The 15,392-nt window shown below is 66.8% G+C and carries 14 protein-coding genes; 6 read left to right on the top strand and 8 right to left on the bottom strand.

Annotated features, from left to right (window positions below; all coding sequences use genetic code 11):
• Positions 1–29: 29 nt before the first annotated feature.
• The 5 genes from CH339_RS02070 (at position 30) to CH339_RS02090 (ending at position 5,402) form a co-directional block, all read left to right on the top strand.
• On the top strand, positions 30–869 hold the full coding sequence (locus CH339_RS02070; protein WP_306461164.1) for a transporter substrate-binding domain-containing protein: 840 nt from the start codon (positions 30–32) through the stop codon (positions 867–869).
• A 103-nt stretch (positions 870–972) separates the two neighbouring features.
• A complete protein-coding gene (locus CH339_RS02075) occupies positions 973–1,719 on the top strand; it encodes an amino acid ABC transporter permease (protein ID WP_111432617.1) in 747 nt (248 codons plus the stop codon).
• The gene (locus CH339_RS02080; protein ID WP_244668928.1) at positions 1,716–2,522 is read left to right on the top strand and encodes an amino acid ABC transporter permease; all 807 of its coding nucleotides are present in this window, start codon (positions 1,716–1,718) and stop codon (positions 2,520–2,522) included. Before CH339_RS02075 ends, CH339_RS02080 begins: the two co-directional genes overlap by 4 nt.
• Before the next feature lie 17 nt (positions 2,523–2,539).
• Positions 2,540–3,298 (top strand): amino acid ABC transporter ATP-binding protein, encoded by a 759-nt coding sequence (locus CH339_RS02085; protein ID WP_111432618.1) that lies wholly within the window; start codon positions 2,540–2,542, stop codon positions 3,296–3,298.
• Between the two features lie 70 nt (positions 3,299–3,368).
• The gene (locus CH339_RS02090) at positions 3,369–5,402 is read left to right on the top strand and encodes an oxidoreductase (RefSeq protein WP_111432619.1); all 2,034 of its coding nucleotides are present in this window, start codon (positions 3,369–3,371) and stop codon (positions 5,400–5,402) included.
• Between the two features lie 39 nt (positions 5,403–5,441).
• Here CH339_RS02090 and CH339_RS02095 read toward each other — a convergent pair whose 3' ends face one another.
• Both CH339_RS02095 and CH339_RS02100 read right to left on the bottom strand, forming a co-directional pair.
• Positions 5,442–6,860: a sensor histidine kinase gene (locus CH339_RS02095; RefSeq protein ID WP_111432620.1), complete on the bottom strand. Its 1,419-nt coding sequence runs from the start codon at positions 6,858–6,860 to the stop codon at positions 5,442–5,444.
• Positions 6,857–7,516 carry a response regulator transcription factor gene (locus CH339_RS02100; RefSeq protein WP_111432621.1) on the bottom strand — a complete coding sequence of 220 codons (660 nt, stop codon included), beginning with the start codon at positions 7,514–7,516 and terminating at the stop codon, positions 6,857–6,859. Before CH339_RS02100 ends, CH339_RS02095 begins: the two co-directional genes overlap by 4 nt.
• Positions 7,517–7,652: 136 nt before the next feature.
• Here CH339_RS02100 and CH339_RS24905 point away from each other — a divergent pair, with 136 nt between their 5' ends.
• Positions 7,653–8,036, top strand: a complete 384-nt coding sequence (locus CH339_RS24905; RefSeq protein WP_184443301.1) for a hypothetical protein — start codon at positions 7,653–7,655, stop codon at positions 8,034–8,036.
• A 150-nt stretch (positions 8,037–8,186) separates the two neighbouring features.
• On the opposite strand, the gene CH339_RS02110 is transcribed toward CH339_RS24905, so the two are convergent.
• The 6 genes from CH339_RS02110 to CH339_RS02135 form a co-directional block, all read right to left on the bottom strand.
• Positions 8,187–8,684 carry a DUF4405 domain-containing protein gene (locus tag CH339_RS02110; protein ID WP_111432622.1) on the bottom strand — a complete coding sequence of 166 codons (498 nt, stop codon included), beginning with the start codon at positions 8,682–8,684 and terminating at the stop codon, positions 8,187–8,189.
• A 218-nt stretch (positions 8,685–8,902) separates the two neighbouring features.
• On the bottom strand, positions 8,903–10,744 hold the full coding sequence (gene atzF, locus CH339_RS02115; RefSeq protein ID WP_111432623.1) for an allophanate hydrolase: 1,842 nt from the start codon (positions 10,742–10,744) through the stop codon (positions 8,903–8,905).
• 27 nt (positions 10,745–10,771) lie between these two features.
• Positions 10,772–12,478: a carbon-nitrogen hydrolase family protein gene (locus CH339_RS02120; protein WP_111432624.1), complete on the bottom strand. Its 1,707-nt coding sequence runs from the start codon at positions 12,476–12,478 to the stop codon at positions 10,772–10,774.
• A 45-nt stretch (positions 12,479–12,523) separates the two neighbouring features.
• Entirely contained in the window at positions 12,524–13,414 is an 891-nt protein-coding gene (locus tag CH339_RS02125; RefSeq protein ID WP_244668929.1) for an ABC transporter ATP-binding protein, read from the bottom strand.
• Between the two features lie 51 nt (positions 13,415–13,465).
• Complete coding sequence (locus CH339_RS02130) at positions 13,466–14,479, bottom strand: ABC transporter substrate-binding protein (protein ID WP_244668930.1); 1,014 nt, start codon at positions 14,477–14,479, stop codon at positions 13,466–13,468.
• Positions 14,480–14,529: 50 nt separating this feature from the next.
• Positions 14,530–15,348, bottom strand: a complete 819-nt coding sequence (locus tag CH339_RS02135; protein WP_111432625.1) for an ABC transporter permease — start codon at positions 15,346–15,348, stop codon at positions 14,530–14,532.
• Between the last annotated feature and the right edge of the window lie 44 nt (positions 15,349–15,392).

Raw genomic sequence — 15,392 nt, forward strand, 5'->3', positions numbered from 1 at the left:
GGCCAACACCACCAGAGGAGTTCGATATGATGAAACTGAAGACAATCGTCGGCGCGATCGCCATAGCGGTCGCGACCGTCGGCAGCAGTTCCGCCCAGGACGTCCAGAACGACCGCTTCAAGGAAGTGCTCGATCGAGGCGTCCTGCGTGTCGGCGTCCAGGGCGCGTTCCGGCCGTGGGCCTTCCGCTCCCCGGACGGCGCCCTGCAAGGCATCGAGGTGGATCTGGCAAAGACCGTTGCCGACCGCATGGGCGTCAAGCTCGAGCCGATCGTCATCACCTCGGCCAACCGCATGGAGTTCCTCAAGCAGGGCAAGGTCGACCTCTTGATCGGCGCCATGTCGGACCGTCCCGACCGCCGCAAGGTCGTCGGCATCATCGAGCCCGCCTACTGGACCTCGGGCCCGACCCTGATGGCCAAGGAAGGCGTCATCAAGTCCTGGGACGACATCAAGGGCAAGCCGGTCTGCGGCAAGCAGGGCGTCTTCTACAACAAGATCGCCGAGACCGAATTCGGCGCCAACGTCATCGCCTTCGGCGGCAACACCGAGGCCAAGCAGGCGCTGCGTTCCGGCAAGTGCATCGCCTGGGTCTATGACGACACCTCGATCGCCGCCGATCTGGCGAGCGGCGAGTGGGAAGGCTTCGAGATGCCGGTCGATACCGTGTTCTCCAACCCGTGGGGCGCGGCCGTTCCGCTGGAAGAACAGAGCGGCATCTGGGGCGCCTTCATGGCCGGCATGGCCTACAACTGGCACAAGGACGGCACGCTGATCGAGCTGGAGAAGAAGTGGGGCGTCAAGCCGTCGCCCTGGCTCGCCAAGATGCACGAGCAGCTCACCTACGATAACAGCTATCTCAACAACTGACGGTTGCTCGGATAATCTGGCATTCCGACATGTGAACGGGGCGGCGCGCCGGCGCGAAAAAAACGCCGGACACGCCGCCCGTGGCAGATAGCAGGTTTTCGCCGTGCTGGATCTCTTTGCGCCATTCTTTCAGCGGCTCTACGAAACGACGGGGGTGAACTTCACCCCGTTCTACGACCCCTATGACTGGGGGCGGCTGCTTGAGGGCATGTGGGTGTCCGTCAAGCTGATCCTTGCGGTCATTGCCGTGTCGATGGTGATCGGGGTGGTCGGCGCCGGCGCCCAGACCTCCAAGCTGCGCATCGTGCGCTTCCTGGTCGCCGCCTATATCGAGATCTTCCGCAACACGCCGCCGATCGTGCAGCTCCTGTTCTTCTATTTCGGCCTCGGCGCGATCACGCCCCGGGTCGACATGGGCGGTTGGTACGAACCGATCATCGGCTCCTTCGGCTGGGCGGTCATCGCGCTCGGCATCTTCGGCGGCAGCTACAATGTGGAGATCTTCCGCTCCGGCGTCGACGCGGTGCCGGAAACCACCAAGGAGGCGGCCGACGCGCTCGGTTTTTCCGACTTCAAGATCTTCGCCTACATCACCCTGCCGCTGGCCTTCCGGTTCAGCCTGCCGGCGCTGACCAACAACGTCATCAGCCTGGCCAAGACCTCCTCGCTCGCCTACGTCATCGCCGTTCCGGAGATCACCTACACGCTCAGCAACATCTGGTCGGACAGCGTCAACGTGCCGGAAATGATGGTCCTTCTGTTCCTCTACTACATCGTGCTGGTGGCGGTCATCGCCTGGCTGATGGGCTGGCTGGAACGCAAGCTGGCGCTGCCGGGATACGGCCAATGACGCGCACCATGTCCGTCACCGCGCTCTCCCGCATCACCTGGCGCGCGCCGGCACTGACCGCCGTGCTGTGCCTGGCCTCGCTCACCGTCGCCGCGCAGGGCACCGATGGTACCCGGGTCTCGGCGCTGTCGACGCTCGTCGTCTGGATTCCCTTCATCCTGAAGGGCTTCCTGCTCAACCTCATCATGAGCATTCTGGCGATGGCGATCGCCACCGTCGCCGGCGTCATCCTCGGCTTCATGCAGATCAGCCCGAGCGTGATCCTGCGCGTGCCCGCCAAGCTGTTCACCCAGCTCTTCCGCAATTCGCCCTGGCTGGTCATCCTGTTCGCCATCATGCTTCTGCTGCCGTTCCAGGTGACGCTGCCCGGCGGCGACAAGATCCTTATCCCCGACTGGGTTAAGGCGACCGTCGGCTTTGCGCTGCCGGTGATGGCCAATATCGCCGAGATCCTGCGCGGCGCCGTACTGTCGATCCCGTCCGGCCAATGGGAGAGCGCGGAAAGCCTTGCCTTTTCCCGCCGCCAGACCCTGCGCTACATCATCCTGCCCCAGTGCATCCGGCGCATGCTGCCGCCCTGGATGAACTGGTACGCGCTGTTGATGCTGATGACGCCGATGGCCGCGATCCTCGGCGTCAACGAGGCGCTGGGCAACACCCAGGCGGCCATGGAGGCCGCCGGCTCCCACCCGGAATTCCTGATCCCCTTCTACCTGTTCCTGATGACGATCTTCTTCGTCTTCATCTACCCCATCTCGATCTACACCCGCCGGCTGGAACGCCGCTTTTCGGCGGGGTCGTGACAAGAGTGAGCCTGAGCATGCAGCCCGCATCGACCTGGACCCCGGACCAGCCCATCGTGGCGCTCCGGGACGTGCACAAATCCTTCGGCTCCTTCGAGGTTCTGAAGGGCATCGACCTTGAAGTGATGAAGGGCGAGGTCATCTGCATCATCGGCCCGTCGGGATCCGGCAAATCCACCCTGGTGCGGACCATCAACGGTCTGACCCCGGTGACCAGCGGCTCGGTCACCGTCGAGGGCCAGGAGGTGCATGACGCAAAGCTCGACAAGCTGGCGCTGAGGCGCAAGGTCGGCATCGTCTTCCAGCAGTACAACCTGTTCCCGCACCGCACCGTCCTCGACAACATCATGATGGCGCCGCTGCTGGTGCTGCGCGAAAAGAGGGACGACGTCGAGGAGCGCGCCCGCGCGCTGCTCGCCAAGGTCAAGCTCATCGACAAGGAAGACGCCTATCCGGCCGAGCTTTCCGGCGGCCAGCAGCAGAGGGTGGCGATCGCCCGGAGCCTCTGCATGCGGCCCGACGTCATGCTGTTCGACGAGGTCACCGCAGCGCTCGATCCGGAAACCGTCAAGGAAGTGCTGGTCACCATCAAGGAGCTGGCGTCCGACGGCATGACCTGCGTCCTCGTCACCCACGAGATGGGCTTTGCCCGCGAGATCTCCGACCGGGTCTATTTCACCGACCACGGCCGGATCGTGGAAAGCGGCCCGCCCGACGCGATTTTCGAATGCCCCCAGGACCCCCGCACGCGCGAGTTCCTCTCCAAGGTCCTCTGACGCGGGCCCCCAAAAAAAGATTCCGGACGGGGTCACGCCCGAATTACGTCCGCCTCCAGGAGACCATGCCATGAACGACCAGAGCCCCGTTCGAAGCCGGGACCCCTTGCTGCAGCCGCTAACGATCAAAAAGCTGACGCTGCGCAACCGCATCATGAGTACCTCGCACGCCTGCGGCCTCGACGAGGACAACTTCCCCCAGGAGGCCTATCAGGCCTATCACGAGGAAAAGGCGAAGGGCGGCATTGCTCTCTCGATGTTCGGCGGCTCGTCCAATGTCGACATCGACAGCCCGGACATCTTCCAGCAGCTCGACGTCGGCACCGACGCCATCATCCCGCACCTGCAGCGCTTCTCAGAGCGCATGCACGCGCAAGGGGCGGCGCTGATGTGCCAGATCACCCATCTCGGCCGCCGCGGCGACCCCTATGCCCAGGATTGGCTGCCCGCCATCGCGCCCTCGCCGATCCGCGAGACCCTGCACCGGGCGATCCCGCGCGAGATGGACGAGGACGACATCGACCGCGTCGTCAAGGCCTACGGCCGGGCCGCAAGGCGCTGCGAGGAGGGCGGTCTCGACGGCATCGAGACCCTTGCCGGCGGCCACATCATCGGCCAGTTCCTGTCGCCCAAGACCAACCACCGCACCGACCGTTTCGGCGGCCCGCTGGAGAACCGGATCCGCTTTGCCCTGATGGTGCACGCGGAGATCCGCCGCAATGTCAGCGACGATTTCATCGTTGGCATGCGCTTCGTCGTCGATGAGGGCATCGACGGCGAACTTACCCCGGAAGACTGCATCGCCGCCGCCCGCATCCTGCAGAGCGAAGGCGCGGTCGACTTCTTCAACGCCCTTTACGGCTCGATGGACACCGCAAGGGCGCTCTCCGAAGAGACCTTCCCGGGCATGGGGTCGCCGGCCGCGCCCTGGGTCGGCGCCGTCGGCCGCTTCAAGCGCGAGGTCAACCTGCCGGTGTTCCACGCAGCCAAGCTCTCCGACCTTGCCTCCGCGCGCTTTGCCGTCTCCGAAGGCCATGTGGACATGGCGGGGCTGACCCGGCCGCAGATCGCCGACCCGCACATGACCGCAAAGCTGCTCAGGGGCGAGGAGGACCGCATCCGCCCCTGCGTCGGCGCCGGTCACTGCCAGTCCGCCCACCGGCCCAAATGCCTCCACAACGCCGCCACCGGGCGCGAGCTGACCCTCAGCCACGACATCGCCAAGGCCGACAAGGTCCGCCGCGCGGTCATCGTCGGCGCCGGCCCCGGCGGGCTTGAGGCTGCCCGCATCCTCGCCCTCCGCGGCCATGAGGTGCGCATCTTCGAGGCCGCCGCCCAGCCCGGCGGCCAGCTCCTGCTTGCCGCCAATGGCTGGCGCCGCGACATGATCGGCATCGTCGAATGGCGCCTGGCCGAACTGGACCGGCTCGGCGTCGCCGTGGAGTGCAACAAGTTCGTGGAAGGGTCAGACGTCCTCGCCGAGTCCCCTGACCTCGTCATCCTCGCCACCGGCGGCGTGCCGCAGACGGAATTCGGCGCCGGAGCGCATCTGGTGCACAGCGCCTGGGACGTCGTCGGGCGGCAGGTCAAGCCCCAGGGCGACGTGCTGGTCTGGGACGGCACCGGGCGCCACCCCGCCCTGATGGCCGCGCATATGGCGCAGGCCGACGGCGCCAACGTGCAACTGACGACGATCGATGCGAACATCGCCCAGGATCTGGTCTATCCGGAAATCGTCCGCTGGCAGAAGGAGTTCGCCCTCTCCGGCCTCAGCGCCGAGGGGCACCTGCGGCTGACGGAGGTGCGCCGCACCGGCAACCGGCTGGAAGCCGTGCTCCTCAACGAACTGACCCACCAGACCGACACCCGCCTCGTCGACCAGGTGGTCGTCGACATGGGCACGATCCCGATGGACGATCTCTTCGAGGAGCTGCGCGAGCATGCGGGCAATCGCGGTATCACCCACCTGCACGCCCTGAAGGCGGTGCGGCCGCAGCCGCGAAAGGCCGAGGGTTTCGAGCTGCACCGCATCGGCGACGCCCAGGCCTCGCGCAACGTCCACGCCGCGATCTACGACGCCCTGCGCCTCTGCTCGATCAGTTGATCGGCGGCGCGGCGTGAGGGAAGCGCGGTTCGTTCTCCCTCACCCTCCGTGCGGCAGGGTCACGCTCACCTCGACGCCGTCGTCGCGACCAGTCGCCGGCGAACGTAGCTCCAGCTTTGCCGCCGCGCGCTCGGCAATGGTGCGCACGATGGCAAGGCCGAGGCCGCTGCCGTCGACCTTGCCGCCGGAGCGTGCGAAGCGGGCGGTCAACCGGGTCAACTCGTCCGGCGGGATCACGGCGCCCGCATTGGCGACCGTGAGGGTGCCCGGCGCGGTGAGCGCAACAGTCACCGGCGCATCCGCCGCGCCGTGTTTCAGCGCATTCTCGATCAGATTGCGCGCCAGGATGCCGAAGGCGTCCGGGTCGAGGTCGGAGAGCACCGGCGCCTCGGCCATCGTCAGGTCGAGCCGCCCGGCCGCATTGCAGCGCTCGAAATCCCCGGCGATCATCTTCAGGATCGGCCGCATGTCGCTCGCCGTATCGGTGCGCAGCCGCGCGCCTTCCGCGCGGGCGAGCTGCATCAGCTTTTCCGACAGGCTGTTGAGCCGCTTCAATGTGGTCTCGATCTCGCCGGCGCGAGCGGCGGCGCTCTCGTCCTTCGTCTCGGCCTTCAGCCGCTGCGCCTGTGCGATGGCGCCGGCAACGGGCGTGCGCAATTCGTGGGCGGCGTTGGCGGCAAAGCTGCGCTCCGCCTCGAAGGCGGCCTTTAGCCGGGCAAGCAACGCGTTGATGCTGCCGACGATCGGCGTCAGCTCGCTCGGCAGCCCGTGGTCGGCGAGGGGGGAGAGGTGCCGCGCGTCCCGGTCGCCGAGGTCGTCGCGCAGCTTGCGCACCGGCGTCAGGCTGCCGCGCACGACGAAGAAGATGGCAAGGATGCTGAGCGGGATGACGGCAAGGAGCGGCCAACTGAGACCCATCGCCATTTCCCGCGCCACGGCGGCGCGCCGCGACAGGGGCTCTGCCATGACGATATAGACGTCGCGCCGGCGCGTGCGGTCGTAGAAGAACTTGTAGCCCTTTGCCTCGAAAAACCCTTCTCGCTCGAACGGCGGAAAGAAGGAGGGATCGACGCCGTCGGAAATCGCGATGACCTCGCGCGCCTCGTCGAAGATCGCGTAGCGATAATTGTCCCGGGCCTCCGGCAGGCTGTCTTCGATATTCGCCGCGCCGCCGTCGCCGGGGCGGGTCTCCTGCTGCCATCGCCGCCAGCCCCAGCCGCGGCCGCGACCTTGCCCCCGGCCTTGTCCCAAGCCGCGCCCGGGTCCGGGACCGCGCCTCTCATGCATGACCAGCGGCAACATCCGGTGCGCGGTGTCGCGCAGCGCTGCGTCGAAGACCACCTCCATCTCGCGCTGGAGCTGCTTTGCCATGATCGCGGCGGCGGCGAGCCACAGAAGGGTGACCGCGACGCCGAGCGCCAGAGCCAGCCGCAGAAGGAGCGAGCGCGGCCGCTTCATGGAGTGGCCAGCCGGTAGCCGAGGCCGCGTTCGGTCTCGATCAGTTCGCGGCCGAGCTTCTTGCGCAGGCGGCTGATATGGACCTCGATGGTGTTGCTCTCGATGACGTCGTCGAAGCTGTAGAGGTGCTCCTCGAGCTGGGCCTTCGACAGCAGCCGGCCCCTGGCCTGCACGAAGGCCTCGAACAGCGCCCATTCCCGCGCCGTCAGGGTCACCGGCGTTCTATCGCGCCTGACCGTCTTGGCGGCAAGGTCGACTTCGAGGGAGCCCAGATGCACCAGCGGGTTCGGGTTGCCCGTATAGCGCCGGGCGACGGAGCCGATGCGGGCGGAGAGCTCTGACAGGTCGAAGGGCTTGACCATATAGTCGTCGGCGCCGGCATTGAGCCCCTCGATCCGGTCCGACACCTGGTCGAGCGCGGTCAGGATGATCACCGGCGTCGCGTCACCGCGCGCCCGCAGCGCCTTCAGGAACGGCACGCCGCGCCCGTCCGGCAGCATCAGGTCGAGGAGCACCAGGTCGAAGACGCCGACGGCGAGCGTTTCCTCCGCCATGTCGAGCCGCGTCGCCCAGTCGGCCGAATGGCCGTCGGCCTTGAGCTGGTCGTGCACCGCGGCGCCCAGCACCGTGTCGTCCTCGACGAGAAGGATTCGCATGGGTGTTCCTTTTTTGCGAACCACCCTACTGCGCCTCGATCCTGACAGGAAGCTGAAGCGGTTTTGCGTAGCTCGTCAGCAACGCTTCAGCCCGCGGGCGGAGGTTTTGGCTATCGATCCACCAATGGAGGTTGCCATGAAACCCGCACTCAAAACCCTTCTCGCCGCGACCGTGCTCGCCGTGTCGCTGTCGCCCTTCGCCGGGGCATCGGCCCAGACGTCGCAGCAGCCCGCCGCCAACGCGCAGACCCAGCAGCAGACCCTGCCGGCCCAGGCGCAGCCCGGCCCGAACACCTACGGCCAGCCCGGCCCCGGATGGGGCGGCCGTGGATGGGGCGGCCCCGGTTGGGGCGGCCAGGGCTGGCGTGGCCGTGGCTGGGGCGGTCCCGGCTGGGGCCGCGGCGGATGCTATCGCGGCCGCGGCTATGGCCGGGGCGGCTATGGCTACGGATACGGACGACGTGGCTACGGCTATGGCGGTTGCCGCGGCAATTGCCCTCGCTGGTCCGGCCCCTATTGATCGTCTCCCGCCGACGCCGGGCGCGGTCGCCGCGCCCGGCACCGCCATTCCGAGCAAAAAGAAAAGCCCGCCCGATCCGTTCGGCGGGCATTTTTTCGTCCGGCAAGAAAAGCCCCTCCGCCGACTGCGCGCCGGCGGAGGTTTTTTCGTCTACTGACCTTTGGCGGAGAGGGTCCTGGCCATGTCCATGAACGACTTGCCGGAACTCTGGGCGATCGCGTTGAGCGACTGGCCCGGCGCAATCTTGTAGCCGGCGGCGGCCAGTTTCTGCGTCAGCGCCTCTTCGGTAGTGCCGAGCGCGGGGGCGACCGCGGCCGGCGTCTGCTGCATGATCTGGCGCGACAGCGCAAAGACCGGGGGGCCGCCGCGGCCGGCATTGCCGGTCGGAATGAAGAAGATCGCCGAGGCGAGCACTGAGACGACGGCGGAGAGGAACAGCGGGCGTCCCTTCAGGTAGAGCGTCATCGGCCGCCAGTTGCGCCAGACATGGAGCACGAAGGGGACGATGAGCACCATCGACAGCCATTCGTGGATGCCGTGGAACGCCGACGGGCCGACATGGAAGAAAAGGGCGATGCCGGAGACCAGCGAGACGATGAAGAGGGTGATCGTCGCTGGCGTTGCATAGCGCATCAGGAGAGCGGTCATTTCGGGTATTCCTGTTTCTCGGACGCGTTTTTCGCGAAGCCGGTGGGAGAACGGCAGGTCCGGGCGCATCGCCCGGCCTCGGAAACGAGAAAACCCTTTCTGCCTGACGGGAGGCTGAAGCGCGATCCGCCTGGCCGAATTTTCATATGTCAGGAAACGCCGGGCCGCTCGAGGGCGGCACCGGGAGACATGTCGAAGGCGGTGTCGCGAAGGGGGGGCTATGCGGTCTTGGCGGCCATCGCGGCCATATAGCTGCGCCAGCCGCCGAAGGCGGTGATCTCCCGCGCCCCCTTGAGGCCGGCGGCCTCGCACAGGAACCCCTTGACCTCCTCGCCGCTCTCAAGGGTCAGCGTGCCGATGCCGAGCGGGCTTTTGACGCCGTCCATGAAGGCCCCGAAGCGGGATTTCGGCACGGCCCAGGTCTCCAACTCCACCGCCGCGCCGTCGCTGTCGCGCACCAGCCCCGGCTTGAAGGGCGGCCCGCCCGCAAGGGCATGGAGGCGATAGAAGGGCGCGGTCCGGGTGGCGCGCAGGAACCGCGCGCCGAGCCGCGTCAGTTCGCCGTTCAGCGGCATGCCCGACATGTGCGCGCCGACGACGGCAAGCTCGATCTCGTCCGCGGCCGGCCCGGACGACAGGGGGGCGGCCTGCGGCAGCGATGCCCCGGTCGCGCCGAGCGTCGTTCCAGAGCGCGCATGGATCTCGCGCGCCAGCGCCGCGATGGCGGCGTCCCGGCCGGCGCGGGCGAGAAGCGTGATGCTGCCCGGCCGGCCGTCCGCGCGGAGCGGCGTCGGCACGGCGATGCCGCACATGTCGAGGAGGTTGACGAAGTTGGTGTAGGTGCCGAGCCGGGCATTGGTGCCGACGGGATCGGCGGCGATCTCGTCGACCGTGTAAAAGGTCGGGATGGTCGGCACGCAGAGCGCATCGAGGGAGGCCGTGGCGGACGCCGTCGCCTTTTCCAGCGCCTTCAGCCGGTAGATGGCGCGAAAGAGGTCGGCCGCGCTCATGTCGCGGCCCTTTTCGATGATCTCGCGGGTGACCGGGTGAACGGCCTCCGGCTGCGCTGCCAGCATGTCTTCCAGCACCGCGAACCGCTCCGCGACCCAGGGGCCCTCATAGAGCATCTGCGCGGTCTCATAGAACGGCGCGAAATCAAGTTCGACGAGGTCTCCGCCGAGCGTCTCGACGAGCCGCAGGGCCTCAAGGAATGAGCGCTCCTGATCGGCGTCGCCGAAGAATTCTCGCGAGGCGGCATCGGGAACGCCGATGCGGAAGGACGGCGGCGGGCCGGAGAGGGGGCCGGTCGCAATGCTGCGCGAATAGGCATCCTCCGGATCGGGACGGGCGGCGGCCCGGTAGGCCAGATAGGCGTCGTCGACGGTGAGGGCGAGCACCGATACGGTGTCGAGGGACCGGCAGGCCGGCACGACGCCGGTGGAGGAAATCGCGCCGAGCGTCGGTTTCAGGCCGACGATGTTGTTGTAGGCGGCCGGAACGCGGCCGGAGCCGGCGGTGTCGGTGCCGAGCGCGAAGGCAACGATACCGCGGGCAACGGCGACCGCGGAGCCGGAACTGGACCCGCCCGGCGCGAGACTAGGGTCGACCGCGTTGCGCGGCGCGGGAAACGGCGTCCGGAGGCCGACGAGCCCGGTCGCGAACTGGTCGAGATTGGTCTTGCCGATGAGGATCGCGCCGGCCGCGCGCAGCGCCGCGACGCAAAAGGCATCGCGTTCGGCCGTGTAGGCGTAGGCGGGGCAGGCCGCCGTGGTGGTCCGGCCGCCAACGTCGATATTGTCCTTGACCGCAAAGGGAATGCCCCAGAGCGGCTTTGCGGCCGGATCGAAGGGGCCGAGGGCGGAAGCCTGGGCGAGGAGGGAGGCGCGGCTTTCCACATAAAGGAAGATGCCGTCGTCGTCCGCCTCTTTGAGGCGGCCGAGGACCTCGTCGACGACCGCCTCGGGGGCAAGGCCGGCGGCGTAGGCGGCATGCAGGGTGGGCACCGTGAAGGGACCGGTGACGGCCCCCTCGGCGTGAGGCGACGTTGCGAGCGTTTCCATGGCTGTCGTGGCGTTTCCGGCGGGCCGCTATTCGGCCACGTCGGCGACGGCGAGCGCCTCGACCAGCGGCCCGTAGGTCGCCGTCAGCCGGTTGGCGAACATGTCGACCTTGGGGATCATCTGTTTCTGCCGGCAGACGGCGAGATCGACGAACATCGGCATGACGGCGCCCATCTTCAGCGATTTCGGTGCGACGACATTGATGTCCCAGTGCGGAAAGCCGTTCGGGGGGACCGCCAGGCTGCCGCCCGGATAGGGGCAGTCGAGCCGGTTGGCGAGCACCAGGGCGACGCGGTTGTCGGCCGCGCGCGGCACGGTCAGCCATTCGCGCTCCTGGGGCGTGCGCAAGGCGGCGGGCCACAGCACGATGTCGGCGGCGGCAACGCCGAGGCAGCGCGAGGCCTCCGGGAAAAGGCCGTCATAGCCCATCATGATGCCGACCCGGCCGAAGGGCGTCTCGAACACCGGGAAGTCCGCGCCGGCCGAGGCCCATTTCTCCTCCTCGGCGGTGAGGTGGACCTTGCGGTAGCTGCCGATCACGCCGTCCGGCCCGACCAGCGTCGTCGCCGGAAAGAGGCGGCCGTTGTCCTTGAGGACGCCGGGAACCGCGATGACGCAGCCATAGCGTGCGGCGATCCCGGCCGCCCGCGCCACATGGGACGGATGGGCCTTTGCCAGCTCCGCCGCCCCGGCCGCATCGGGCACCCAGGCCGGCGAGAAGGCGTATTCCGGCAGGCAAAGAACCTTCACGCCGAGCTTGGCCGTGTGGTCCAGCATGTCGAAGACATCGTCCGCGCCGGTCGTCTCCGGTCCGGGCAAAAGGTCGGCAACGTGGCTCTGCACGGCGGCGACCTTGGACGTTGCCTCGGCCGGCACGATCGGCTCCCACACCACCTTGGCGACCGGCGTCTCGTCATAGGGCGTCTTCAGGATGCCATAGGCGTCGGGGCGCCGGTCGGAAATCTTGTTGTTGGCGCCATAGACGCGCTTGTGCCGGGCGGCGGCAAGGTCGATGTCGGCAACGGCCACCCCGTGGGTGTCGTAGGGGATGGAGGTGACGACACGGCCCTCCGGGTCGGCGATCATGCTGCCGCCGGGATAGTAGATCGAGCGCTCATAGCCGGCCTTTGTCGCCGCGACCAGCCAGATGCCGTTCTCGAACGCGCGCGCCGGACCCCACATGTCGGCCTGGTCCATGGCGAAGAAATTGGCCATGTCGACGATCACCTCGGCGCCCTGCAGGGCGAGCGAACGGGCGATCTCCGGAATGCGGCCGTCGAAGCAGATGAGAAGGCCGATGCGCCCGAGGTCGGTATCGACCACCGGGCAGCCGCGCTCGCCGAAGGCGAACCAGTTCTGGTCGTGGGTGGCGAGGAACTGCTTGTGGTAGTGCACGGCGACCTGGCCGTCCCGGTCCAGCATCAGGCCGGTGTTGAAGATCTTGTCGCCGTCCTTTTCGGTGATGCCGCTGGCGATATAGATGCCGTGCTTTTTGCAGAGCCCGGCCATCGCCGTGACGAACGGCCCGCCGGGGATCTGCTCGGCGAGTTCCGCGCAGTGTTCGGGCGAATCGAACAGGTAGCCGGTATCCATGCATTCCGGCAGGACGACGAGCTCGGCGCCCTGGCGCACGGCCTCTGCCACATAGGTCGTCATCAGCGTGATGTTGTGGTCGAAATCGCCGAGCTTGGCGAGGGTCTGGACGACGGCGGCGCGAAAGACGGACTTAGGCATCTGGATGCTTCCCTTGTTCGGTTTTTTCGTTGGGGTGTTGCGGCCTCAGCGGACCGCCGCTTCGCGCTGGAACACCTTCAGGCAATGGCTCTTCAGGTCGACGAACCGCGGATCGGTGACCGCTTCGGTGCCGCGCGGCCAGGCGAGGTCGATGTCGACGATTTCGGCGACCCGGGTCGGCCGCCGCGTCAAAAGCAGCACCTTGTCGGCAAGCTGCACGGCCTCTTCCAGGTCGTGGGAGACGAGCAGCATCGTCGTCCCGGTCTTCAGGAAGATCTTCTGCAACTGCTCGCGCATGGAAAGGGTCATCTCGTAGTCGAGGGCGGAGAACGGCTCGTCGAGGAACAGCACTTCGGGATCGGTCACCAGGGCGCGCAGGATCGAGACCGTCTGCTGCTGGCCGCCGGACAACTGGTAGGGATAGGCGTTGAGGTCGATGTTGATCTCGAAATCGGCGAGGAGTTCTTCGATGCGGGCATCCTGCTCGCGGCGCTTCAGGCCCATGATCTTCAGCGGATAGCGGATGTTGTCGATCGACCGGAACCAGGGGAAGAGGGCCTCCCGGTAGTTCTGGAAGACGTAGGAGATCCGCGTCTGGGCAATCGTCTTGCCGTCGTAGAGGACGCGGCCGGCGTCAATCGGCATCAGGCCGGAGATCAGGTTGATCAGCGTGCTCTTGCCGCAGCCATTGGGCCCGAACACCGAGATCATCTTGCCTTCCGGCAGGCTGAGGGTGAAGTCCCGGTAGACCACCTCCCGTCCGAACGACTTGCTGAGCCCCTCGATGGTGATGAAGGTCTGCCGCGTGCCGGGAGCGGCCGGCGTCGCGGTGCCGTCCGCCGCTTGCTGCCGGGAAGACGGCGCGACGGATGTCGCGTCGCCTTCCCCGGAGCGGCCGGTCTGTTTCCTTGCGTTCAGCATTGCGGTGACGTTCATGCTCGCAAAGTTCCCTTTCCCGGGTGTCCTTGAACGGGCGGCCAGTCGGCCTCAGCCCGCAAGGTCTTCCTTCTTCAGCATCTTTTCCCGGACGTTCATCTTTTCCTTCATGACGCCGAACTCATAGAAGATGTCGACGAAGGCCTGGTAGGAATTGAGGTCCGTCTCGTTGAGATCGTAGAAGGGGCGCAGGTACGGCTGGGCCAGAAGGTCGAGCTGGCTTTCCTGGATGGCCGTGTATTTCGGGATGATGACCTTGTACTTCTCGAAGTCGGCGTTGACGAGGTCGATCGCCTCGTCGATGACCTCGACCACCTTGGCGGCGACTTCCGGGCGTTCCTTCATGAACTTGGTGGTGAGCACGGCAGCGCCCGAATAGAACGGATCGGCGATGACCGAGGCGACCGGGTTGGTCATGGCGCGCTTGGCCTTGCCGGAGGCAACCGCGATCGAGCCGACCGGCTCCAGCGACAGCGTTGCGTCGACCGAGCCGCCGGCAACGGCCGGCACCTGCATGGCAACGGCAAGGTCCGTCAGCGTCACGTCCTTGTCGGGATCAAGGCCGGCGGCCTTGACCATCTTCTTGGAGATCGTCCGCCACTGGATGCCGGGGACGTGGCCGAGTGTCTTGCCCTTCAGGTCGGCGAAGGATTCGATGCCGCTGTCCGGCTTGACGATCAGGCCGTCATTGATCCGGTCGATCTTGATGCCGCCGCCCTGCAGGCCGAATACCTTGAAGGTGCCGGGGAACTTTTCCTCCGCCAGCATGGCGATGCCGGCCGCCGCGCCCGGAGGGCCGAAATCGGCCCGCCCGCCGACCAGCGCGTCGATGATGTGGTTCGGCGACTGCATCTTGTTGGAGATGATCTCGATGCACGCCTTTTCGAACAGCTTTTCCTCAAGCGCGACGTAATAGGCCGTGGTCTGCATGATCGGCAGCCAGGCCGACGTGACCTTTTCCATCTTGTCGCAGGCCATCGCCTGGCCGGCGCTCGCGGCCGTCACACCGGCAACGGCCAGCGCAGACAAAAACGTCTTCATGATGTTTTCTCCGGGTTTGCTCATGACGGAATCCTGTGTTCTGCCCTGTGCGGGTTGGGGTGAGGGGCGCCCGGTCAGCGACCGGACCAGTGGACGAAGACGTCCTCGAGGACGAGGAAGAAGAGGTTCAGCGCATAGCCGAGTGCACCGGCGATGAGGATCGAGCCGTACATGTCGGTGAGCTGGTAGGAGATCTGCGCATCGATGATGCGGTGGCCGAGGCCGTCGACGGCGCCGATGAACATTTCCGCCACGATGATGACGACCAGCGCCATGGAGACCGCAGTGCGCAGGCCGACGAAGGTCTGTGGCAGGGTCTCGTAGAAGATCACGTCGCGGAAGATGCGAAGCTGCGAGGCGCCCATCGACTTTGCCGCCTGGATCCGCGTCGGCCTTGCGTTCATGACGCCATAGGCGGTGTTGAAGACGACGACGAGCCAGGCCGCGAAGGCGGCAACGGCGATTTTGGCGAAGTCGCCGAGGCCGAACAGCAGCAGGAACAGCGGGAACATCGCCGTTGCCGGGGTCGACCGGAACAGGTCGATGATGAATTCCAGCGACCGGTAGACCTTGGAATTGGCGCCAAGCGCGATGCCGACCGGCACGCCGAAGACGGCGGCGATGACGAAGGCATAGCCGACCCGCACCAGCGTGCGCCACAGGTCGAACAGCATGTCGCCGCCGACGATGTTGCCGGCCGTGTCGACCAGCGTTGCGACGGGCGAGGGCAAGAGGTTCTTGTCGACCAGGTCGAGCGCCCAGGCGACCCACCAGATGGCAAAGAGGATCAGCGGCCCGAGCGCAAAGCGGCCAAAGGATTGCAGGGATTGCGAGCCGGCGATGCGGCGAAGCGATCCCTGCGAAGCGCTGGCGGTCTTTTCGGTCGAACTCATTTCAACCTCGCGTGCTGGAGAGGCGGCGTCGCCGCCGCCGGAGG

The sequence above is a fragment of the Rhodobium orientis genome (genome assembly GCF_003258835.1).
GTDB classification, from domain to species: Bacteria; Pseudomonadota; Alphaproteobacteria; order Rhizobiales; family Rhodobiaceae; genus Rhodobium; species Rhodobium orientis.